Below are 24412 nucleotides of genomic sequence, written 5' to 3' on the forward strand. Positions count from 1 at the left end.
AAAATTGCCCACACCTTGGAAGAATATGAAGGGAACAAACCCGGATTTGACTTTCTAGGATTTCAATGTTAGGCAATATGAGGCCAAGTCAACCAAACAAGGATTTAAAACGCTGATTAAACCATCTCTCCAAGAGTATTAAAACTCACTATCGGAAACTGGCGGATATATGTGATAAATACAAAACCGCTCCTACGCAAGTCTTTAATAGCCAAACTAAATCCGGTAATTAGAGGATGGGCTAACTACTACTCAGCCGTAGTCAGTAAAGAGGTATTCAGAAAAATAGATAACCTCCTATGGAAAAGATTATGGAGATGGGCAAGTAGAAGGCATCCAAATAAATCGGCCAAATGGGTAAAAGAAAAGTATTTTCCCTCGATTGAAAGGAACACAGAAATTGGGTTCTTAACGATGGCGAATATATACTAAACCAACACTCAGATGTACCTATTGTAAGGCACATCAAAGTTAAAGGTAATAAATCCCCTTATGACGGTGACTGGACTTATTGGAGTAATAGAATCGGTAAATACCCAGGCGTAAGGAAAGAAGTCACAACGCTATTAAAACGGCAAAAGAATAAATGCGCATCTTGTGGACTAACCTTTAGACCAAATGACCTAATTGAAGTTGACCATATAATTCCAAGGTCTAAAGGTGGTGACAACACATATAAAAACAAACAATTGTTGCACCGACATTGCCATGACAGTAAAACTGCATCTAGACAAAAAGACATATCACAAAATTTAAGCCACAGGACTTACCTGAAAATTATTTATGGGTTGACGATATGTTAACATCTGATGACAGGGATGTACCCATGACAAGGGACGTTTAAGAGAGGAGCCGTGTGAGGTGAAAGTCTCACGCACGGTTCTGAAGACGAGTCGGTTTGGTAACAAACTGGCTTAGTTTAACAGTGCGACTCGTTAGGTCGAAACCGCTTTAAAGCGGGGGATGACCTGGGTTGATTTTTTATATCGACTACAACTGTAGAGAGTTTCTAGGTTTAAGTCCTAGCATCGAGATGTTCGATTGAATCCATTATCCCCATTAAGGAGAGTGGCGCTCGAATTAGTGAAGCGGGATAAAAAGCAGGTAATATAGCAGAAGTCAGAAGTCAGTAGGGGCGTTAACGGTAGTTATGCGAAGCAAACGGCCGTTCGCCCGTACAGAAGTTAAACTCTTGCTGTGACTAAATTTGAGAGGAGCGAGAATGTCCTAATAGTAATGGCGACTGCTATAACTAACCTATCTAAGTTAAATCCCTGCAAGGGAGGTCGAAAGGGTTAACATTCGTGAACTGATGATTGGAAGCGTCGTTAGTCCAAGATAGAGATACGATAGGTCAAGTCTCTATCGAAATATAGCAATAGACAGATAGGACACGGACTTATGGGGATAATTATCTTTAGACAGGGAAATGTTTTTCCAACTGTTCCCTGTTCCCTGTTCCCTGCTATAGGAATGAGAATCAGAGATTTTCCTCTTTCTGATTAACATCCTTCTCTTACCGATAAGAGCATTCCTCGGCGTATAGTCAGAACCCAACCCGACCAGACAAAACCTCTACGGAACGAAGTAACTTCAATACGGTTCTCTATTGAGTAGGCAGCCAAGCTATAAACCTGATTGAGGAAGGATGATGTCAAAAGCCAATGTCTGGAGTAATTCCCAGGATATGCAGACGGACATCCCTAAGTCTAGAGAGTAGAGCGCGACCTGAACTGGTCGTCTGAAATGGGAGGCCCAACTCCTCTGGTGATTTTCTCCACCAGCCGCCGTGTGATGGGAAACTGTCACGCACGGTTCTTAGGGGAGCACAGAGAAGTGACTCTCGAACCTTACCCGATAACTAATACCGTTTCACGGAAGTCATGCATCGAGTGTGTAATTCTGAGGTCTCCTCAGAATGTAAGACACACTCAAGACAGTTATAGCGCTGTGCGCAGGCAACAGCTCCGGAAAGCAACAGCTCATCTGGGGAATAAAAAACCGATATTATAAGGCTTTTAGCTATTGGACATCTCTTGTAATTTGTAAATATGCCAGCGCACATTGCTATAAAAGTCAAAAGTCATGCATTATGATTTTATAAGCTCAAAACAAGGAGCGAAACTATTTGTGACATCTTTAAAGTGAATTGGTATAAGTAGGAGGCAAAATGACCAATACGAGTGAAACAACTACGGTGGAAATGAAATGGAGTGATATTAACTGGAAATCGGTTAATAGAGCAGTATTTCGCCTTCAGAAAAGAATCTACAAAGCGTCGCTAAATGGTGATACCAAAACTGTCAGGAAATTACAGAAGTTACTGGTAAAGTCTAAATCAGCTAAATTACTCGCAGTCAGTAAAGTAATACAGGATAATAGGGGTAAAAATACTCCAGGAATGGATGGGATAGCTAAAATAGCCCAAAAAATTCAACTGGATGGCAAAGCTAAATCTGTTCGCAGGATTGAAATTCCTCAGTCAAGCAAACAGGAGAAAAGACCATTAGGAATACCCACAATGGAAGACTGGGCTAAACAGTCATTAGCTAAAATAGCTCTAGAACCAGAATGGGAAGCAAAGTTTGAAGATAATTCTTATGGTTTTAGACCGGGAAGATGTGCTAAAGATGCGATCGCAGCTATCTATAGTGACATCAAAAGAACGAGTTACTATGTTCTAAATGCTGAAATAGAACAGTGCTTTGACCAAAGAAGATTATTGGATAAACTCAATACTTATCCAGCTATGCGCCATCAAATTAAGGTATGGCTCAAAGCAGGGGTAATGGAAAAAGATGTCTTCTACAAAACCGAAAATGGAATTCCAAAAGGTGGTGTAATTTCTCCGTTATTAGCGAACATAGCTTTACATGGAATGCAGGAGGTATTACAAGAGGAATTTTCCGAGAAATATACCACCTATGGGATACAACCTGATATCAATTTCAATCCACCTCTATTCCACAGATATGCGGATAATTTTGTCATCTTACACGAAAGCAAAAAGGTGATAGAAAAATGCCAAGAAATTATCAATGACTGGTTGGAAAATATGGGTCTAAAACTAAAAGACTCAACAACAAGAATTGCTCACACTCTAGGAGATGGAAAAGTTCAGACAGGATTTGACTATCTAGGGTTTAATGTCAGGCAATATTCAGTCAAAGATATAAATAGTGCAACGGATGGAAATGGTAACAAACTAGGGTTTAAAACTCTCATAAAACCTGCGAAGGAAGCTATCAAACGCCATACCAGGGTCTTAAAACATACAATCCGACTGTATCGCAATGCACCGCAAGAGAAATTAATAGAAATGCTAACACCTAAAATTAGGGAGTGGTGCAATTATTATGACTCTGTGGTAAGTTCAAGAGTCTTCGCAAAGATGGATAATATCTTATACCATCAACTTCTCAGATGGGGATACTATCGTACACCCATGCAGGGTAAAAAGCATACGGTAAACAAATATTGGGGAGTTGATAAGGGAAAAGGATGGAAATTCATCACACCAGACGGGAAAGTATTGCGAAACCATAAGGAGAGTAGGGGAGTAGGGGAGTAGGGGAGTGGGGGAGTGGGGGAGCGAGGGAGTGGGGAGTAGGGAGTGGGGGAGTAGGGAGTAGGGATATTGAAGTAATTATAGAATTATAAACATATATTATATAACCGGATTCTATATGATTACACAATAGAAAATGCGTCTTTCTTGTGTGAACAATATTTTCCCAGTGAAGACAAGCTGGAAATAGACCATATAATTCCCTACAGCAAGTGAGGTAAAGTTATAAGACTATTTATTAGTATATTCCCTGTTCCCTGTTCCCAGCTCCGGTGTTCCCTGTTCCCTAGAGCAATAAAACTTTGTACCTCATCAACCTGATAACTGCTGTAATATTTTCCCAGTGAAGAAAATCTGGAAATAGACCATATAATTCTCCAATATTTAGGGGGTAAAAACAATATGGCTAACAAAAAATTCCTGCACAATTACTGCCATCATCAGAAAATTTTTCAAGATGGTAGTCGCGATCGCAAGTCAAACTAGCTAGGAGGAGCTGAATGAAGGGGAACTTTCATGTTCGGTTCTGAAGGAGAGTTTGGGATAGCGATATCTCATTCGACTCTAACAAAGACAATTGTTGCCTGAGTTAATCAAATATATTGATGAAAAATCCCTAAAAAACATACCTATTATGAACCTTTTATTGGAGGTGGAGCGCTTTTATTTGAGTTACAACCAACTAGGGCAGTTATTAATGATAAAAATCTGGAATTAATTAACTGTTACGAAGTAGTTAGAGATTCATTGGATGATTTAATTGTGGAGTTAAAAAACATCAAGAAAAAATAGTCCAGATTATTATTATGAAGTAAGAAATTTAGACCGTATGTCTAAATATAAAAATCTGTCAGCAGTAGAAAGGGCGGCTAGGATTATTTATTTGAATAAAACTTGTTACAACGGTTTATTTAGAGTAAATTCTCAAGGTCAATTCAATGTTCCTTTTGGTAGATACAAAAAACCTAATATTTTAGATGAAGATGTTTTAAAAGCTGTTAGTAAATATTTAAACAAACCTCAAGTAAAACTATTAAATCTGGATTTTGCGGAGGCTGTTAAGAAGGCAAAAAAAGGTGATTTTCTCTATTTCGATCCACCTTATGATCCGGTTTCTGATACAGCATCTTTTACTGGATATGATGCTAATGGTTTTAACCGGAATCAACAGGAAAGATTGAAGGAAGTTGTTGATGATTTAACACAGAGAGGTTGCCGAGTTATGTTGAGTAATTCTCAGACTGATTTTATTATGGATTTATATCAAGATTATCAGGATAAAATTCATATAGTTAAGGCAGCACGAAATATCAATTCTAAAGGTTTGAAAAGAGGTAAAGTTAATGAAATTATAGTTTTAAATTTTTCAGTGTAGAGTTACCGAATAATTAATAATTAATAATTAATAATTAATAATTAAATAATTCTGGTTTAAAGCCTCCCACCTTTTAAGGGGAAAAAAGCGGTCGTAGCGCAGCTTCCCGTCGGGTGGGATGGCGATCTTCGGAGCGGCTCTGTCAAGAGCTAGTCTCCTCGCTTTCCGACCATCGACCAAGAGAAGAAATAATATTTCCTTATATTCAATTCCGTAGCGGTTTTAACCAGAGGTAATTATCCATTATCAATTATTAATTATTAATTAATGCAAGGGAATTCTACCTTGCTGAAGTATACCAATTTGATAAATACTTGCTACAAATATCTAGGGTATTATAATTCTGAATTTAAAATTTAGAATGCAGAATGGATAGATTTAATACCATTTTTGGTGTTGCAAATCACATTTTTCGTGAAACATAATTGATCTGAAATTCTTTTTCTGGTGCTTATTATTCGTAACATTCTTTTTCAAAATGGTAGTACACCCCTCGCGGGCAAGATGCCCGCCCTAGGAAAATTTAATTATTATAATTATTAATATCTGTACTTCATGCTTGGAATATGCTGTATATTATTTACCAAAAAATTGTGGTCTAAAGCCTCCCTATAATTGGGTCTAAAACTCCGCCTTTTAAGGCGAAATGTGTTTTGGAGGGTTGCTTAAAAACAACTTCTGACTTCTGAGCAAAAAATAGGGTCTAAAGCCTTCCCTTTCAAGGGGATGAAAAAGCGATCAAGGGATGGCAAGTAGACCTGTGCCATATCCAATCGACCGAGAAAAAATAAAGTTAAATATTTCAAGCCTCTGACTTTAACTAGAGGTACTGATAACTGATAACTGATAACTGATAACTGAAATGACTTCTGACTTCGTTATAATTCAGCTTCTGGCAACCACAATAAATCTGTTACTCCGAAGTCTTTACCACATTGACTAATTAAGGTAGTAAGTTGACCACGATGATGAGTTTGATGATTGAAAAAATGTAAGAGTAAAAACCAAATTGGAAATGTACATTCTCGTTTCTGAGACCTACTTGTAAAAGTCAAAGGTTCAGATAATTTTTCCTGTGTTAACGAATCAATATAACTCTGAATTTCTTTGTCTGTTTTTTGACGTTCTTCCCATAATAAATCAAATTCAGCAATTAATTCTTGTCTTAACGATTCAATTTCAAAAGTATAATTTTTAAAACGACTTAACCACAATTTATCTGCTAATAAAATATGGTTGAGTGTGCCGTGAATTGAATTAAAAAATGCTTTCTTATCTTCCCGACGTATTTCATCGGGTATGGATGCACAAACTTGGTAAATTTTTTCGTTCATCCATTGGTTATATTGAGATAATCTTTGAAAATAATAGGTTGTTTTCATTATAAAATTCTAGAAAAGAGGGAGTAAGAGTAGTAGGGACGTTGCATGCAACGTCCGTACAAAGTAGGGGGAAATAATTGATGAATAACAGTGAGATAATTGATTTTATTTTTATTCATAACTTACGCAAATTGACTTTTAAATCACTATCTGTAGGGGCGAATACCATTCGCCCTCGCTATATGTAAATTCTCTGCGTAAGTCCTGTTATTATTGGAGATGTCTATTAGGAAAGAATACTATATCTGGTTAAGCAATTATGGCGTTGGTGAATCAAGCTATGAATTAAGGTATTATTAAAATAAATCAAGATTACTATAGTCTCAAATCATGGAATGTCCCGAATGTAAATCTCATCATATTCGCAAAAACGGAATTAATCGGCAAGGGAAACAAAACTACATCTGTGTTAATTGTTCTCGTCAATGAGAGTGATAATTATCAATTAGAACAGGGTTATTCTAATGAATTTAAACATGAATGTTTAACAATGTATGTCAATGGCATGGGAATTAGAGCGATCGCTAGGGTCAAAAAAATTCACCACACCACCATAATTAATTGGATTAAACAAGTGGGTGATTTACTACCCAATAGTTATTCTCGCATTGAGGATTCCACAGGTGGGAAAATTAGATGAACTAGAGACTTTTGTGGGTAAAAAAAAACAAGATTTGGATATGGACTGCGGTAGATCATTTTAAGAGAGGTATTAAAGAAGTGGGTGATTGGAGACCATAGTGCAGAAACCTTTGAACCGTTGTGGGCACAGGTAGAAAAGTGGAACTGTTATTTCTATGTGACAGATGGATGGAAAGTATATCCACAATTTATTTCACAGGGGGATCAGATTATTAGTAAAACGTATATGACCAGGGTCGAAGGAGAAAATACAAGACTCAGGCACTATTTAGCTAGACTACACCGAAAAACTTTATGTTATTCAAAGTCGTTGCAAATGTTGGAGTATTCTGTCCGTTTACTGATTCATTATCTTTATTGGAACGATGTTCCAGTCCCTTATCGTTCATAGCTCAATTCACCAACGCCGCAATTATAAATAATAAGGGAGGAGTCAGGAGTCAGGAGGAAAGAAAGAAGACGAGAAGGAGAAAGTTTTTGAATCGTTAATTATCCGGACATGATATTACGGCGTAATCTAAAATCCGGTTATACAGTATATATATATGTCGATAATTCTATAATTACTTCAATATCCAATCTCCCCGACTCCCCCACTCTCTCCAGCTATATAAACCGGATTTTATATAACTCCTGAATTCTAAATTCTAAATTCTAAATTCTAAATTCTAATTAAATAATCGGTTGATGAATTTCTCCTAACATTACTTTGGCTTTTGCTCCGGTAACTTCTGGAAAATTACTGGGAATTTTTAAAGAACGCCAATAAGCTAAAACTGCAAAGGCGATCGCTTCTTTAAAGTCTACATTTACACCTACTTCAGCAGTGGTAATTACTGGAATTGGTACTAATAAATTATGTATCCGTTCTTTTAAATATAAATTATGACTACCACCGCCACATAATAATATTTGATCTGGTAAATTGGGCAAAAAATTTCGATAGCTATGATTAATGGAAGCTGCTGTTAATTCTGTGAGAGTTGCTAGTATATCAGCAGCGCTTAAATTATAATTTTCTCCATCAGCAAGACAGTTAAATAAATAGTCTTTGCCAAATAATTCTCTACCTGTAGATTTTGGTGGTTTTTGTTGGAAAAAGTCTTGTTTTAACCATTTTTCTACTAAGTCTTGACATGGTACTCCACTAGCCGCCCATTCTCCATTTTTATCGTAGGTTTTCCTACCTTGAGAAAGGTGTTGTACTGCTAAGTCTAATAGTGTATTACTCGGACCTGTATCCCAACCTAAAATACTATTTTTGAGGTCTGGTGAATTTTGACTTTTAATATAAGCGACATTTCCTATTCCACCTAAATTTTGAATGCAGCGACTATATTCAGGATGGCTCAGTAAATGAATATCTACACAAGAAACTAAGGGTGCACCTTGACCTCCTGCGGCAATATCAGCAGCTCGAAAATTACTAATAGTGGGAATACCTGTGATATTGGCAATTACTTCACCACGTCCTAACTGAAGACTATAGCCTAATTGTTGAGATGGTGGACGGTGATAAACGGTTTGACCATGAGAGCCAATAATTTCTGCTTTTTTATCACTTTTTGATTAATTGTAAATGCTGCTTGGGCAAATTCTTGGGCAATAGCATCATCAAGTTCTGCCAATTCAGCTATTGACAGAGAAGAACCGCCACACACACTAAGAATTTGCGAGCGTAACTTTTCTGAGTATGGATAAGTAGTTGCTGCTAGGAGTTCAATTTTTAAATTTGTTTGACCACCAGCAACATCAACCAAAGCTGCATCTATACCATCGACGGAAGTGCCACTAATCAAACCAATAATTTTGGTCATTTCAGTTATCAGTTATCAGTTATCAGTTATCAGTATCTCTTGCAATAAGGAGACTTGAAATCTGGAATATTCTCTTGACCACTATAATTTTCTTCTTACTTTTTACTTTTTACTTTTTAATTTTGACTTAGATTTTTATGCTACATTTTGTGGGTTAAAAGAGAACGCTATTGACCAGAATGTTTCGGTCATTTCTCATCACCAACAATGACAATTACTGCTGTGATATTATCGCGACCTCCTCCATCTTTAGCAGCATCTACAAGTTCTTGAGCAATAGGTTCACTATCGTCACTAGAACTTAATATGGGGGCAATTACCGTGTCAGATAAATCTTCTGTTAATCCATCACTACAGAGTAATAGGCGATCGCCTGTTTGAATATCAATAGGTAAGATGTCTACTTTTCCCATATCTTCCCTACCTAAACATTGAGAAAGCACATGACGCCAAGGATGTACTCTAGCTTGATCGGGAGTTAAAGCATTTTGTCTGACTGCTTGAGCTACCCAAGTTTGGTCTTCTGTAATTTGTTCTAAGTTTTGGTCTCGAAGTCGATAGAAGCGAGAGTCACCTACATTTGCACACCAATGTTTTTGTTCTCGGAAGATAACCACTACTGCGGTGGTGCCCATATCTGAACGTTCTGGGTTTTCTAGTTGGTCGCATAAAATGGCTTCATTGGCTTTGAGAAAAGCATCTTCTAACAATTTTGGTGATTCTATAACATCCTGCCAATGGTTAACAAGATAATTTTTAATTACTTCCGCAGCAATTCTACTAGCTTCTTGGCCACCTGCGTGTCCTCCCATACCATCAGCAACAATAAAGAATCGTCCTTCCGGGTCTATGTAGTAAGAATCTTGATTAACTGAGCGAACACAACCTTTATCAGTAGTGCCTGCGAAATTCAATTTCATAGAATTTTGTTGAAGGCTTTTTGTCCCATTTTGATGTTTATTATCCACCTATATTATTTAATATCCCAATTTTTATATACTTTACTGGTATTCTAGCACTACAATGTTGCCCATTAGGGTTTGCTGAAAAAGTCTATTAGTAGGGGTAGGAGACGCGGGGACGCGGGGATGCGTGGACGCTGAGACACGGGGACGGAGGCTTTTGGTTTCTGATTAAAAGTGGCGTTGCACAGTGACGAGTGATTTGAGATTTTTGATGAACAGGATTTTGGATTAATCAATTGCTAGAATTATTAATTAATGTTTTTTTAGTCAAAGTCTAAACCATTTTTTTTGCAGTGTCATTCTATAGTGTGCAACCACTTAAAAGTTGACTTTTCACTATTTTAGTCAGAGTAAAAAAACACTTATTGACTGAAAAGTAGGCAAGTTTTGGTAATTTTTTCTATCCTCCTATCTCCTAATCTTTTTTCGACTACAAAAAGGCACTTTTTTTTATGGTTAAGTGCTTTGAGATTTAATTAGCAGAACAATAATTAATACAGTATATATCCTCCGATAAAATTATTTTATTAATAAGTTTTATCGTCAGCATTCAGCCGTCAGCTATTAGCTAGCCTCCTATGGTCGGAACTGCGTTAACAGCTATTAATTTTGGGAAAGGTAAAAAACCTTTGAAATTGAGGAAAGAATAAAAAGTTACTATCATGCGTCTCCTTCCACAACCTGGGAAGTAGTTATTCATTATTAATTGCTGATAGCTGACTGCTAATAGCTGAATGCTTATGTTTTATCTAATTGGGTTATACCATTTTAAAAAAGAATATTACGAATAATAAGTACCATAAAAAGACTTTTAGATAAAATTTGTTTCACTAAAAGGTGATTTGCAACATCAAAAATGGTATTAAATCTATTCCATTCTGGGTTCTAAGTTCTTAATTATAAGAAATGCCCTAACTATTTGTAGCAAATATTTATCAATTTGTATTAATTCCAACATTTGATGTTAAATAATAGTTGTATGAATCACTAATAAATGGCAATTCATTAATGGATAATTGATAATTTATAATTGATAGTTACCTCGGGTTTTAAACGCTACGGAATTGAATATAAGGATATATTATTTCTTTTCTTGGTCGATTATCAGCTTTGATCAGGGGGTTTAAATGAATATGGGTTGTTTGAGGCAGCTTTGATAGTTAAGTATAAATTCTGCTTGAAAATGAATCCTGACTGGGTGGAAATATCTTAAAACTATAACGTTTGAGTTTTCTGATCAGAGTTTCTTACATTTTGTGAGCCTCCAACTATTGAGGGTGGAGGGAAGATTGATTCCTACTCACTTACCTCTACCTCCTGTTTTTTGAGGCCCACACAATGATTCCTGACTGGGTGGAAATATCTTAAACTATAACGTTTGAGTTTTTTGATCAGAGTTTCTTACATTTTGTGAGCCTCCAACTATTGAGGGTGGAGGGAAGATTGATTCCTACTCACTTACCTCTACCTCCTGTTTTTGGAAGCCCACACAATGATTCCTGACTGGGTGGAAATATCTTAAACTATAACGTTTGAGTTTTTTGATCAGAGTTTCTTACATTTTGTGAGCTTCCAACTATTGAGGGTGGAGGGAAGATTGATTCCTACTCACTTACCTCTACCTCCTGTTTTTGGAAACCCACACAATGATTCCTGACTGGGTGGAAATATCTTAAACTATAACGTTTGAGTTTTTTGATCAGAGTTTCTTACATTTTGTGAGCCTCCAACTATTGAGGGTGGAGGGAAGATTGATTCCTACTCACTTACCTCCACCTCCTGTTTTTGGTGGCCCGCACAATGAATCCTGACTGGGTGAAAATATCTGAAACTATAACGTTTGAGTTTTCTGATGAGAGTTTCTTACATTTTGTGAGTCTCCAACTATTGAGGGTGGAGGGAAGATTGATTCCTACTCACTTACCTCTACCTCCTGTTTTTGGAGGCCCGCACAATGATTCCTGACTGGTTAGTTTGATTAATTGATAATTGATAATTGATAATTGATAGTTAGCTCTGGTTAAAATCGAGAGGATTGAATATAAGGATATATTATTTTTTTTCTTGGTCGATTATCAGCTTTGATCAGGGGGTTTAAATGAATATGGGTTGTTTGAGCCAGCTTTGATAGTTAAGTATAAATTCTGCCTGAAAATGATTCCTGACTGGGTGAAAATATCTTAAAACTATAACGTTTGAGTTTTCTGATCAGAGCTTTTTACATTTTGTGAGCCTCCAACTATTGAGGGTGGAGGGAAGATTGATTCCTACTCACTTACCTCCACCTCCTGTTTTTGGAGGCCCACACAATGAATCCTGACTGGGTGAAAATATCTGAAACTATAACGTTTGAGTTTTCTGATGAGAGGTTCTTACATTTTGTGAGCTTCCAACTATTGAGGGTGGAGGGAAGATTGATTCCTACTCACTTACCTCTACCTCCTGTTTTTGGAGACCCACACAATGATTCCTGACTGGTTAGTTTGATTAATTGATAATTGATAATTGATAATTGATAGTTAGCTCTGGTTAAAATCGAGAGGATTGAATATAAGGATATATTATTTTTTTCTTGGTCGATTATCAGCTTTGATCAGGGGGTTTAAATGAATATGGGTTGTTTGAGCCAGCTTTGATAGTTAAGTATAAATTCTGCTTGAAAATGAATCCTGACTGGGTGGAAATATCTTAAAACTATAACGTTTGAGTTTTCTGATCAGAGTTTCTTACATTTTGTGAGCCTCCAACTATTGAGGGTGGAGGGAAGATTGATTCCTACTCACTTACCTCTACCTCCTGTTTTTGGTGGCCCGCACAATGAATCCTGACTGGGTGAAAATATCTGAAACTATAACGTTTGAGTTTTCTGATGAGAGGTTCTTACATTTTGTGAGCTTCCAACTATTGAGGGTGGAGGGAAGATTGATTCCTACTCACTTACCTCTACCTCCTGTTTTTGGAGGCCCACACAATGATTCCTGACTGGTTAGTTTGATTAATTGATAATTGATAATTGATAATTGATAGTTAGCTCTGGTTAAAATCGAGAGGATTGAATATAAGGATATATTATTTTTTTCTTGGTCGATTATCAGCTTTGATCAGGGGGTTTAAATGAATATGGGTTGTTTGAGCCAGCTTTGATAGTTAAGTATAAATTCTGCTTGAAAATGAATCCTGACTGGGTGGAAATATCTTAAAACTATAACGTTTGAGTTTTCTGATCAGAGTTTCTTACATTTTGTGAGCCTCCAACTATTGAGGGTGGAGGGAAGATTGATTCCTACTCACTTACCTCTACCTCCTGTTTTTGGAGGCCCGCACAATGAATCCTGACTGGGTGAAAATATCTGAAACTATAACGTTTGAGTTTTCTGATGAGAGGTTCTTACATTTTGTGAGTTTCCAACTATTGAGGGTGGAGGGAAGATTGATTCCTACTCACTTACCTCCACCTCCTGTTTTTGGAGGCCCACACAATGATTCCTGACTGGGTGGAAATATCTGAAACTATAACCTTTGAGTTTTCTGATCAGAGTTTTTCACATTTTGTGAGCCTCCAACTATTGAGGGTGGAGGGAAGATTGATTCCTACTCACTTACCTCTACCTCCTGTTTTTGGAGGCTCACACAATGAATTATGACTGGTTACAGTCCAAAATCCTAGATTTTTGAACTGGAATTACCTAAAAGCTGGTACTTCCTTAGTACCTGTAAAGGCTGAAACCTTTGCCAGTAAGCACTTTGAAATTTAATCAGCAAACCCTACTGGACAGTCAGTTGTCCTTAACGTACGTTTTCGTTCGGTTACTACCGATCGCCCGTAAATATTCAATCATCTAAACCATACCTTCAAAAAAAACGGTTACATCTCTCAGGGTAAATGTAACCGATTTACTCAATATTTTTACTGCAAATTAGTTTACGAAACTTTTTCTAGTTCTTTATCTGCGGGGTTTGAGGATTTCAGTCTGCGCTTGAGGGTTGAGGCTGCTCCTAGAGTACCGACAGCTAGGAATCCTAGAGCAGAGGTGGGTTCTGGTACATGTTGAGCAGTTACGTTAGTGGCAGAAAAATTGACCAATGTAGTTACATTATTTAAAGTTAAAGGAATTGTACCTGTCCCTGTATTATCCCCGCCAGCATTGCCTTCAAAAAATCCATTTAAATTCGGATTATTACTACTAATAATTGTAAATTCAATATCAAAAATACCTAGTTCATTTTCAGTTTTTGTTGCATCTTCTAAAGTAAAATTTTCACCAAATGCTCGAAAAACTCCATTACCAGAAGATTTATCAAAAGTATAAATAGCTTTATCAGTTAATCCAAGTTGTGTTTGAAGTTCTATATCAAACATTCCTGCAACTTGACCAGTTAAACTAGCTGCATTAGCAGACTCAATATTGAAAAAATTATTAGATACAGTGAGCAAAGCACATAAGGCCATTAGTTTAGAAAAAGAATAATTCATAGTTACTAAATCTTTAGTTATTTCCCAATAACTCTAATAATCTCACAGTAATTCCACGGCGATCGCTCATTTTTCTGTTTACTTTTCTGTTCAAACTGTTCACTTTTCTGTTCACTTTTCTATTCAAATTGTTCAGTTCAGAAAACAAAATGACCTCTAAGCTACCGTAAATAGGCGCTTCGATGGTAATCAGACAAAAACCAACGTCGCTCATATAACTATCGTTATACGCACAGATTACCTGGGACTGGACGATAGTTGGCCCCAAAATAGGGGATTATCATCTAAAAACTCAGCGCATAATGAAAACCCCTACATCTCCTTAAAAATTATTTGACTATTAACTAATAACTAATAACTAATAACTAATAACTAATAACTGAAATAACTCTTGACTCTTTTCTTGATAGTTTACAGGTAAGCGTTTCCTCCAGAATGCTGCGCAAACAGCCGTCAGTTCTCAGTCCTAATAAGAGTGTTTTAAGTTTTTGATAAAGGCTTTATTATTCAGAGTTAAGTCTTACTACAAGAACTAATTTTCAAGCCTATATTTGTTAAAATCTCTTACTCAATCTTGAGGTTTTTCTTGCTGATAGCTGACGGATAATGGCTGTTTGCCTACATTCCGCAGGAAATGCTTATATTTGCATTTACGGAATTAATTGTTCAATTCTTAGTAAGGGAATCTCTACCCATTCTGGACGATAGGTAAGTTCATAATCTAGTTCGTAGACGACTTTTTCTAATAGATAAACGTTTAAAAGTACTTGTATTTCTTCTTCTGTTTTAGGTAAGAATGAGCTTGACGTTGTATTGTTGAGGTAAGCTTTTAAAAAAGATATGCTCACCCAGCTATACCAAAATGTAGACCATTGTTCCATGGCTAGTAAATTTTCAGGACGAATCATTCCATTTTTTATTTCTTCCCGGAGAGCAACATTAGCTGCATAATAAAATGACTCCAACATTATTGCTATATCTCGAAGTAAGGAACGTTTCATCCGACGTTCATTTAAAGGTCGAACTCCTTCTCCTTCAAAATTAACAACTACAAAATCTTTACCTGTAAATAATACGTTTTCTAAATGATAATCTCCATGACAACGAGTACGCATTGCGGTAATTTTTCGTTCTACGACAGAACCTAAATGTGTCATAATTTGGTCCTGACGATTAATGACACTTTTGGCTAATTGTTGTTTATCTTGTGGAAATCCTGATAAGTGTTTTTTCAGCTTTAATAATATTCTTCCTGTCTGGTTTCTCATGTACTGATAAACTGACCTTTGATAAAAAGGTGTAAACTGTTCGGGAGCAAAATTTGGATTCTCTAAATCAGAAGCTAAAGCGCGATGAATATCTGCTGTAACTTTACCTAAGTTTTCGGCTACATTGATATAAGAACCAATCACATCGTAGACTGATTCGGTAATCTCTGTATTTAAACTATTACTAACAGTAATCTGAGGAATTTCTAACTCATTTACAGATGTATTTTCTACCATTATTCTGTCAAAATAATCCCTCAGAACACCAGAAGTATAAGACCAACCATCCATTGCTTCAGGAATAAATTCTTCTAATATACCAATGGTCATTAAATTAGTTCCCTGTTGGTGATATTCCAGATATCCTGCTGTTTGAGAAATATTTCCTGCAATTTCTGAACTTTGAGACCTAGATTTATCTGTCAAAAACTTGCCAACTTCTAAATCTGGATTAATACCAACTTCTAGTTTTCGTAATAACTTAAATATTAATTCTGTACCGAAATTAATCAGAGTTTTATCATGTTTTTCAGAGGAAATCTGAGGATTAATATTTCCTGTATTTGTCTGCATTATATCTGCTAATACATCCGTATATTTTCCTCGAAGAACACCTTTATTTCCTTGATATTTTTGGTTTTGGGCGATGGCATCAAAAGGCATATTTAAAAATTCTCTATCTCCCAACACATCAAACAAAATTCCGGGCTTTTCTTGCTGCTGTATTTGCAACTCCGCCACAATCTGTTCCCGAGGAATTTGAGGAGTTATTTCTGTGGGAATTAAATAGCTCAAACCAATCAAATATGTTTCTGGCGACCCCTCTGTATAATTAAATTCTAAAAATATTAAAGCAGTTTCTTTTGTTGATAATCAATCGGAATAACTTCTGTAATTTCTGTAGATTGAATCACCTTATTTTTACCTCCAAACCAAGGGAAGCTGCTCAAATAATTAGGTAAAATTGACTCTAATCTACTCTTGATTTCTGCCTGAGAAAAGATATCTTTCCAATTACCTGCTACGGTCAAAACAGGAAGTTTACTCAGAGGTTTTGGAGTCTCAATATAAGTTTGTTGTGGTTGTAAAGTAAACCAGTAAAAAGCATAAGGACTTAGACTAAAAAAGTATGGATACTCCTTGATAGCTGGAAACTTAGTTCTACCAAAAATTTCCACAGGAACCATACCATTAAAAGCTGATAAATCTAACTCTACTATTTGCACGAAACGAGAGAGATTAGCTACTACTAAAATATGCTGACCAGAATATGTACGAGTAAAAGCCAAAACCTTCCTATTTTCCGGATGCAACAACTCAAACGAACCACGTCCAAAAGCTTGAAAACGTTCCCTCGTAGAAATCAAACGCTTCATCCACCACCACAAAGAATTAGAATTAGCCTGTTGAGCTTCCACATTAATTGTTTCGTAATGGTATTCAGGGTCAACAATCACAGGAGCATATAACCTTTGTGGATTTGTACGACTAAAACCAGCATTCCGGTCCGCAGTCCATTGCATCGGAGTCCGCACACCATTACGATCGCCCAAATAAATATTATCTCCCATACCTATTTCATCCCCGTAATACAAAACCGGAGTCCCAGGTAAAGACAACAATAAACTGTTCAGCAACTCTATTTGCCGACGGTCATTTCCCAATAGAGGGGATAAACGGCGACGAATGCCCAAATTTATTCTGGCCTGTGGGTCTTGAGCATAAGCCTTATACATATAATCTCGGTCTTCATCGCTGACCATTTCCAGAGTCAACTCATCATGGTTACGCAAAAACAAAGCCCACTGACAGTTATTGGGTATGGAAGGAGTTTGCTTGAGAATATCAGAGATTGGAAAATTATCCTCCATCCGCAAAGCCATAAATAAACGAGGCATCAGAGGGAAATGAAAATTCATGTGACACTCATCTCCGGCCCCATAATACTTAGCCGCATCTTCAGGCCATTGGTTAGCCTCTGCTAATAACATTCTATTAGGATATTTAGAATCTATGTGCCCCCGTAACTTTTTGAGAAAAACGTGGGTTCCTGGCAGGTTTTCGCAATTAGTACCCTCTTCAACACAAAGATAGGGAACTGCATCAAGGCGCATTCCATCAACCCCCATGCTCAACCAAAAGTCTGCCAACTCTAAAACAGCATCTTGTACCGCAGGGTTTTCGTAGTTGAGGTCTGGTTGATGATAAAAAAAGCGATGCCAATAGTAAGCTTGAGCCACAGAATCCCATGCCCAATTAGAATTTTCAAAGTCTTGGAAAATAATCCGAACTTCTGGGAATTTATCAGCACTGTCACTCCAAACATAAAAATCTCTTTCTACACTACCTTTGGGAGCGCGACGTGCTCTTTGGAACCAAGGGTGTTTGTCCGAGGTATGGTTAACTACAAGTTCGATAATGACCCGAATACCTCTGTCATGGGCAGCATCTAGAAGTTGTTGAAAATCTTCTATGTTGCCGTAGATAGAGTTAATACTTCTATAGTCAGCAATGTCATAACCATCATCTCTGAGGGGAGAGGGGAAAAATGGTAGAGTCCAAATTGCTGTTACTCCCAGGTCTTGCAAATAGTCTAATTTTTCTGTAAGTCCCCGGAGGTCTCCAATACCGTCACCGTTACTATCAGCGAAAGCTCGAACTGGTACTTCATAAATTATGGCGTCTTTGAACCAAAGTGGGTCGTTTTTTAGCATGGGGTTATTTCAGTTATCAGTTATCAGTTATCAGTTATCAGTTATGAGTGGTAATTATATATGTATCAGTAGTCACAAAGTTTAGAAAGTTTAGGTATTATGGTCAAGCTGAGACTGTTAAGCATAATAAACATCTCCAAATATAGTTCTAAATCACTCTTCATTTCACAAGATATTCAATAATTGATAATTGATAATTACCTCTCCCTAAAAACGGATAGGATTGAAGAAAAGAAAAAAATATTTTTTTTCCCTTGAAAGAGGAGGCTTTAAACCTGAATTATTTAATTATTTAATTATTTAATTATTAATTCTTAGGCAATAAAGAGTTAACTATTTTTAGAGATGTTTAAAGTAGATTATTTAGGGTATATAGATACTTAACCTCTACCTGATGATAATGTATAAATTTGGTCTAGCTTGTACTAGAACTAAACTTTGTTGCTTTTGTCTTTTATTATTCTACTTTGGAAACATTTATCGACAATTAAAACAAACAAGATTTGTGTGAATATCTGCATATAAACATTTTCTTATTATTTATAACTTCTGTACTTATGTTGAGACAGTACTTTCAAGTAGTTGGTGACTTATAAGCCAGAATAAATCTTTCCCAACAAATCATCAATTAAATACTGAATCAAATCCAAATCTTGCTTAATTTTTTTTTCCACAATGCTAATTGCTGTTTGTTTAGCTTGTTCATTAGGAAGAGTTTCGGCATATTGTAAACCTTCTAAATACCGCTTAAACGCTTCCTTAATTCGCCCATCCATAGTGACACTAAATTGTTCATAAATTCTAGCAATATGCTCTTTTGTTTGTGCATCTAAAACTATTCTTTTTCGAGATAGTGCAGCTGCTATCTGCATTTCAAGTTCTTGTTCTTTAGCTGCACACATCTTTGAAAAAATTCTCATCTCATGTTTGTGATACTCACTCATTTTTTCCAGATGATGTTGGTTCTCAAGTTTTTCTTCTTGAGTAGGAAATAAGCGACCAAATATTCCAGAATTATTATATTTGAAATTAGAGTTTTGATGTTGTAACTGGAGATATTCTTGAGTTAAATTTTTAATTATCTCATCAGATGAATTGTATTTGATTGATCGTTGTTTTTGTTCAATTTTAGACTCTACTTTATCAACATTTCTTACTTGAACTGCTCCCATTAACATAAGTGTAGTAAGAGGTGTAGTTAGAGCAGTTGAAAAAATTATATTGACTAAAAGCTTAACTAAGAAAGATAGGTTTAAGTTAGTTGAAAAACTAAGAATACTTCGATCCATACCCCACATAAACGATCCTGCTAAAACTCCACCAAAAATACCTCCTACAGGTGAACCAAGAGAAATTAAAATAAAAGTATAACCACCAAATGTAGCAAGGGTTGTTGATACTATAGCCATTGCTCCTAAGCCAGCATAAGATTTTTTTAAGTGTAGCGGTAACTTTTTATTGTCTACACCTGTCCACCAAATTAAGAAAGATTGAAATGGAGTGGTGATGAATCTTAAAAGTGAAGTTTTTGCTTATCTTTATTATTAACCATTTTTATTATAATTTCTAGAAATGTAAAAAATAATTTATTAAAAGCTTGACAGATTTTTGATTGTTTGATCTCCACCAATCATCGTATCAAAATTTTTTGATTTTCATCAATCATCATATCAAATCAGTAAATTTTCTGCTTTGACAATTAATTTTTCGATTCTTGATTTACTAACAATTTTTCTGTGACTAGAGGAAATTTTGTGAAGAGAGATTTAGAGTCAGATATTTTCATAGTCAGTGGAAATAAAGTCTGAGTTTCCTTACTCTCTAGGTTTGATGTTCTACTATTGCGTATGTCGCAACAGTGAAATTTTACAATTAATTTTTCGATTCTTGATTTACTAACAATTTTTCTGTGACTAGAGGAAATTTTGTGAAGAGAGATAGTCAAATATTTTCTGTCAGTGGAAATAAAGTCTGAGTTTCCTTACTCTCTGGGTTTGATGTTCTACTATTGCGTATGTCGCAACAGTGAAATTTTACAATTAATTTTTCGATTCTTGATTTACTAACAATTTTTCTGTGACTAGAGGAAATTCTGAGTAGGGAGGGAGATAGTCAAATATTTTCTGTCAGTGGAAATAAAATCTGAGTTTCCTTACTCTCTAGGTTTGATGTTCTACTATTGTGTATGTCGCAACAGTGAAATTTTACAATTAATTTTTCGATTCTTGATTTACTAACAATTTTTCTGTGACTAGAAGAAATTTTGTGAAGAGAGATAGTCAAATATTTTCTGTCAGTGGAAATAAAGTCTGAGTTTCCTTACTCTCTAGGTTTGATGTTCTACTATTGTGTATGTCGCAACAGTGAAATTTTACAATTAATTTTTCGATTCTTGATTTACTAACAATTTTTCTGTGACTAGAAGAAATTCTGGGTAGGGAGAAATAGAGTCAAATTCTTACTTTTGACTTTTGACTTTTGACTTTTGATTTTTGACTTGAGTTGACTTTTGACTTCAGCAAAGACTTCAGTGAAACGACAGCCATATTGTTACAATGTTTAACAAAAGTAATTAAATTTTTCTAAAATTTTATGAATATGGAAACAATATCATCTACTACTCAACGAGAATATTTGAATTCACATAATAAGAAATTAGACACATTAGAAATTGAGGCAACACCAGTCACAAATATAGATATGGTTAAGTCTCAAGATTATTCAAAACCAGTAGAAAGTAATGCTCTACGCTATGACCCAGAAGCAATTACAGCCTTATACAGTAAACGCCCTTTGCCAGTATGGAAAAGGCGCATCAGTGTTTTATGGACTTTTTTATCATTTGCTTTTAGCTTGTGGTTGGACAAAATTACAGGTAATGCCACTAAAAATGAACCAAAACGGGCAATTAGGTTAAGAGAAATATTGACAAATCTAGGTCCTGCTTTTATTAAAGTGGGACAAGCACTATCTACTCGACCAGATTTAGCTTCTCCCACATATTTAGAAGAGTTGACTAAATTACAAGACCAATTACCCCCTTTTCCTAATGAATTAGCCTATCGTTTTATAGAAGAAGAATTAGGTTTCCGTCCAGAAGAAATTTATGCAGAATTAACACCTAATCCCATTGCTGCTGCTTCCCTTGGACAAGTTTATAAAGGCAAACTTAAAACAGGCGAACCAGTAGCAGTAAAAGTACAACGTCCTGGTTTAGCGGAAAATATTGCTTTAGACATTTATATATTAAGAACACTAGCTATTTGGGCACATAAAAGTATTAAGCGACTCCGCAGTGACTTAGTAGCTATTATGGATGAGTTTGGGACTCGAATATTTGAGGAAATGGACTACACTCAAGAGGGTCGTAATGCGGAAAAATTTAAGCAACTCTACGGTCATCTTCCAGATATTTATGTTCCTAAAATTTATTGGCAATATACAGGTCGTCGTGTATTAACAATGGAGTGGATAACGGGTACTAAACTAACTAATTTGGAAGCGGTAAAAGCCAAAAATATTGATGCCAAATATCTGATAGAAATTGGTGTGCAATGTTCTTTGAGACAGTTATTGGAACATGGTTTTTTTCATGCTGACCCTCATCCTGGTAATTTATTAGCTAGCCCAGAAGGTAAGTTGGTTTACCTAGATTTTGGGATGATGAGTGAAGTTAAACCTTATCAGAGATATGGTTTATTAGAAGCAGTTGTACATTTGGTAAATCGTGATTTTGAAGCCTTAGCTCAGGATTATATTAAGCTGGAATTTTTGACTCCTGATACTGATGTAACTCCGATTATTCCTGCTTTAGCTGGTGTGTTTAATAATGCTCTTGGTGCTAGTGTGGCAGAGCTTAATTTTAAGAGTATTACAGACCAGTTATCAGCTTTAATGTATGAGTATCCATTTACTGTGCCTGCTTATTATGCTTTGATTATTCGTTCTTTGGTAACTTTGGAAGGTATTGCGATTAATGTCGAGCCTAATTTTAAGGTGTTGAGTAAGGCTTATCCTTATGTGGCAAAACGTTTACTAACTGACCCTGCTCCTGAGTTAAGAACTTCTCTGAAAGATTTACTTTTTAAGGATGGTGATTTTCGTTGGAATAGATTGGAAAATCTCTTAAGAAATGCCAGTAATAGTGATGATTATGATATTAGCAAGGTGTTAGACCAAGCTCTAGATTTTTTATTGTCTGAACGTGGTGATTTTATTAGGGTGCGTTTAGTCGAAGAATTGATTAATAGTCTTGACCTAGCATCCAGAAATACTTTTTCTAATGTGAGAAATAGAGTGGGTGAATTGTTAGGTATGAAGGAAGAAAAACCGACCAGAATTACATCTAAAAATTCTCCAGAAGAAAAAAGAGTAGAGCATATTCAACGTATTTGGCAAATTATTCAAGATACTCCTGGTTTTGATGCTATGCAGTTAGCGCAGTTAGTACCAAATTTGTTGGTTAAACCAGAAATGCAAAAGATGGGGCAAGAAGTTGCAAGTGGTTTGACTCAACGGGCGATCGCTCGTTTGATTCGTCAAGTATTATTATCTCCAGAGAATTCTAATGGTAATGGTAATGGTCATCAACCAGATACTAAACCTCAACTTTCTTTGCCTATTCCTAGGTAAGTTGATTAATTATTTAATAGTTAATTATTATTAGTTGTTAGTAAGAAAAGTTTCTACTGGCAACTAATTTTTTTCAAAAATGGAGGCTTAATTGAGCAATAATACCAAATTGATAAATGTTTGCTACAAATAATTTTCTAGGTGTTAGGTGGTAGGTAGTAGGTACTAGATGCTAGGTTTTAGGTTTTAGCTGGATTATTATAACCAGTTTATTTGTAACATTCTTTTTCCAACTTGTATAATACCAAATTTAATTTAATTAGGGCTTGCTGATTAATTTTCAAAGCCTTTATCTGTCAATACTTGATAATTTTTAGAGTTAAAAAGGTGCAAGTTTTTTGGTCTAAAAAGCTAAAAAAGTTAGAGTTTTGAGTAGATAAGGATAAAAAATAAAGGGATATTTCTTTCTCCTAAATCCTCTAAATTCAGAATTCAGAATTCAGAATTATAAATCCTGAATTATATCCTCAACTATAAGACTTTTTTAGCAAACCCTAATTAGGGCTTGCCGATTAAATCTAAAAGTTTTTATAGACAAAGGTTTTAGCCTTTTTAAGTATCAAAAAGTGCGAGGTTTTAGGTGGTAATGGTTCAAAAATGAGTGGATTTTGGTCAAGAGTTGAGCAGAAAAATCAAGGGACGATTCTTCCTACTATTTCCTCTATAGTTCCCATTTCTCCTGTCTTCCCCTCCCCTCCTGGGAGGGACTAGGGGTGGATTGGGAAGGGTTAGGGGTGGGTTGTCTCCTGTCTCCTACCCCAGCAAAAAGACTTTCCATACGCAAACCCTAATTAGTATATTTCTAAAGAGGGGAAGGGAAAAGGCAAAAGGCAGAATGATTAAAAAAGAGTTGGAAAAAGTATCTTTTCATGACTAGATTTAGTATAAAATTTCAACTCTAATATACAGTATATAAATTATATTATAGGAAATTCAACAAATTGAAAATGAACATTTATCAAAAATCATTCAAGCTCATTTTAGCGGAAAATACAAACATTCCTGCAATGATTAACGCTATTATTGGAGCTACTCTTCAAGGGCGAAATGATACCAAAAATAGCGATTTAACTTTTCGTCAAGTACACATTTTTCATTCTGAACAATCATTACAAGCTTTGACAACTTCAGTAGCTTGGCAAGAAGCTCTAAGCAACTATAAAATTTCTTCAACAAGTTTAGTTCATCATGTCACAAAAATAGAAGATTCTAATGTTGATAGATTTAGGGTTCTTGTAGAGTAACTACGAACAATTGTTAACCCTCTTGATAACCCACAAAACTATATTGACTTGACAGGTGGTATTTCATCTCTTAAGTCTATACTTGCTGTTTTTGCTTATGTACTTGATATAGAAAATATGTAAGCATTCAGCGGTCAACTATCAGCTATTCCTACGGAATGCTTACGAAAATATTTATTCGTTGGAAATAGATTTCTCTAAATATACAGTTATTAGAAAAAAGCAAGCTAGTCTTTTTTACCATTATTTAGAAAAAGCAGGCGTCAGTATAAAATATCGCAAATTTCCGCCGATAAGGGAGTTTGATAATTTCGGAAAATTAAACTACACA

The 24412-nt window shown here is 35.7% G+C and carries 12 protein-coding genes and 3 pseudogenes; 8 read left to right on the plus strand and 7 right to left on the minus strand.

The window, feature by feature from the left end:
* Nucleotides 1-171 precede the first annotated feature (171 nt).
* From SAGCYANO_RS44435 to SAGCYANO_RS08730, 5 genes and pseudogenes are all read left to right on the plus strand, one after another.
* Nucleotides 172-432 (plus strand): group II intron maturase-specific domain-containing protein, encoded by a 261-nt coding sequence (locus SAGCYANO_RS44435; RefSeq protein WP_237395979.1) that lies wholly within the window; start codon nucleotides 172-174, stop codon nucleotides 430-432.
* Nucleotides 433-644: 212 nt separating this feature from the next.
* Nucleotides 645-803, plus strand: a complete 159-nt coding sequence (locus SAGCYANO_RS44440) for an HNH endonuclease (protein WP_237395989.1) — start codon at nucleotides 645-647, stop codon at nucleotides 801-803.
* Between the two features lie 1367 nt (nucleotides 804-2170).
* The gene (locus SAGCYANO_RS08720; protein WP_202219712.1) at nucleotides 2171-3571 is read left to right on the plus strand and encodes a reverse transcriptase domain-containing protein; all 1401 of its coding nucleotides are present in this window, start codon (nucleotides 2171-2173) and stop codon (nucleotides 3569-3571) included.
* 351 nt (nucleotides 3572-3922) lie between these two features.
* Nucleotides 3923-4054: an HNH endonuclease gene (locus SAGCYANO_RS50165; RefSeq protein WP_202219730.1), complete on the plus strand. Its 132-nt coding sequence runs from the start codon at nucleotides 3923-3925 to the stop codon at nucleotides 4052-4054.
* Between the two features lie 159 nt (nucleotides 4055-4213).
* A pseudogene (locus SAGCYANO_RS08730) lies at nucleotides 4214-4943 on the plus strand (DNA adenine methylase).
* Nucleotides 4944-5821: 878 nt separating this feature from the next.
* Here the strand turns inward: SAGCYANO_RS08730 and SAGCYANO_RS08735 are convergent.
* On the minus strand, nucleotides 5822-6325 hold the full coding sequence (locus SAGCYANO_RS08735; protein WP_202219713.1) for a DinB family protein: 504 nt from the start codon (nucleotides 6323-6325) through the stop codon (nucleotides 5822-5824).
* Nucleotides 6326-6655: 330 nt separating this feature from the next.
* Here SAGCYANO_RS08735 and SAGCYANO_RS08740 point away from each other — a divergent pair.
* A pseudogene (locus SAGCYANO_RS08740) lies at nucleotides 6656-7358 on the plus strand (IS1 family transposase).
* Nucleotides 7359-7639: 281 nt separating this feature from the next.
* Here the strand turns inward: SAGCYANO_RS08740 and SAGCYANO_RS08745 are convergent.
* The 6 genes and pseudogenes from SAGCYANO_RS08745 to SAGCYANO_RS08765 form a co-directional block, all read right to left on the minus strand.
* A pseudogene (locus SAGCYANO_RS08745) lies at nucleotides 7640-8784 on the minus strand (anhydro-N-acetylmuramic acid kinase).
* Nucleotides 8785-8972: 188 nt separating this feature from the next.
* Entirely contained in the window at nucleotides 8973-9704 is a 732-nt protein-coding gene (locus tag SAGCYANO_RS08750) for a PP2C family serine/threonine-protein phosphatase (protein ID WP_202219714.1), read from the minus strand.
* Between the two features lie 3967 nt (nucleotides 9705-13671).
* Nucleotides 13672-14223, minus strand: coding sequence for a PEP-CTERM sorting domain-containing protein (locus SAGCYANO_RS08755; RefSeq protein ID WP_202219715.1), 552 nt, complete (start codon nucleotides 14221-14223; stop codon nucleotides 13672-13674).
* 650 nt (nucleotides 14224-14873) lie between these two features.
* Nucleotides 14874-16295, minus strand: a complete 1422-nt coding sequence (locus tag SAGCYANO_RS50170; RefSeq protein WP_375339907.1) for a phosphotransferase — start codon at nucleotides 16293-16295, stop codon at nucleotides 14874-14876.
* 44 nt (nucleotides 16296-16339) lie between these two features.
* A complete protein-coding gene (gene treS, locus SAGCYANO_RS50175; RefSeq protein ID WP_375339908.1) occupies nucleotides 16340-18205 on the minus strand; it encodes a maltose alpha-D-glucosyltransferase in 1866 nt (621 codons plus the stop codon).
* 590 nt (nucleotides 18206-18795) lie between these two features.
* Nucleotides 18796-19713, minus strand: coding sequence for a DUF4407 domain-containing protein (locus SAGCYANO_RS08765; RefSeq protein WP_307785850.1), 918 nt, complete (start codon nucleotides 19711-19713; stop codon nucleotides 18796-18798).
* Nucleotides 19714-20797: 1084 nt separating this feature from the next.
* On the opposite strand from SAGCYANO_RS08765, the gene SAGCYANO_RS08770 reads away from it, so the two are divergent.
* Together SAGCYANO_RS08770 and SAGCYANO_RS08775 are read left to right on the plus strand one after the other, a co-directional pair.
* Nucleotides 20798-22837: an AarF/ABC1/UbiB kinase family protein gene (locus SAGCYANO_RS08770; protein ID WP_202219717.1), complete on the plus strand. Its 2040-nt coding sequence runs from the start codon at nucleotides 20798-20800 to the stop codon at nucleotides 22835-22837.
* A 947-nt stretch (nucleotides 22838-23784) separates the two neighbouring features.
* Nucleotides 23785-24081 (plus strand): hypothetical protein, encoded by a 297-nt coding sequence (locus SAGCYANO_RS08775; protein WP_237395981.1) that lies wholly within the window; start codon nucleotides 23785-23787, stop codon nucleotides 24079-24081.
* The last annotated feature ends 331 nt before the right edge of the window (nucleotides 24082-24412 follow it).

The organism is Okeania sp. KiyG1, assembly GCF_014132355.1.
GTDB lineage: Bacteria > Cyanobacteriota > Cyanobacteriia > Cyanobacteriales > Microcoleaceae > Okeania.

Coding starts and splice junctions, on each gene's coding strand:
- SAGCYANO_RS08720 (WP_202219712.1), top strand. CDS start 2,171: ATGACCAATACGAGTGAAACAACTACGGTGGAAATGAAATGGAGTGAT.
- SAGCYANO_RS08750 (WP_202219714.1), bottom strand. CDS start 9,704: ATGAAATTGAATTTCGCAGGCACTACTGATAAAGGTTGTGTTCGCTCA.
- SAGCYANO_RS08735 (WP_202219713.1), bottom strand. CDS start 6,325: ATGAAAACAACCTATTATTTTCAAAGATTATCTCAATATAACCAATGG.
- SAGCYANO_RS08775 (WP_237395981.1), top strand. CDS start 23,785: ATGAACATTTATCAAAAATCATTCAAGCTCATTTTAGCGGAAAATACA.
- SAGCYANO_RS08755 (WP_202219715.1), bottom strand. CDS start 14,223: ATGAATTATTCTTTTTCTAAACTAATGGCCTTATGTGCTTTGCTCACT.
- SAGCYANO_RS08770 (WP_202219717.1), top strand. CDS start 20,798: ATGAATATGGAAACAATATCATCTACTACTCAACGAGAATATTTGAAT.
- treS (WP_375339908.1), bottom strand. CDS start 18,205: ATGCTAAAAAACGACCCACTTTGGTTCAAAGACGCCATAATTTATGAA.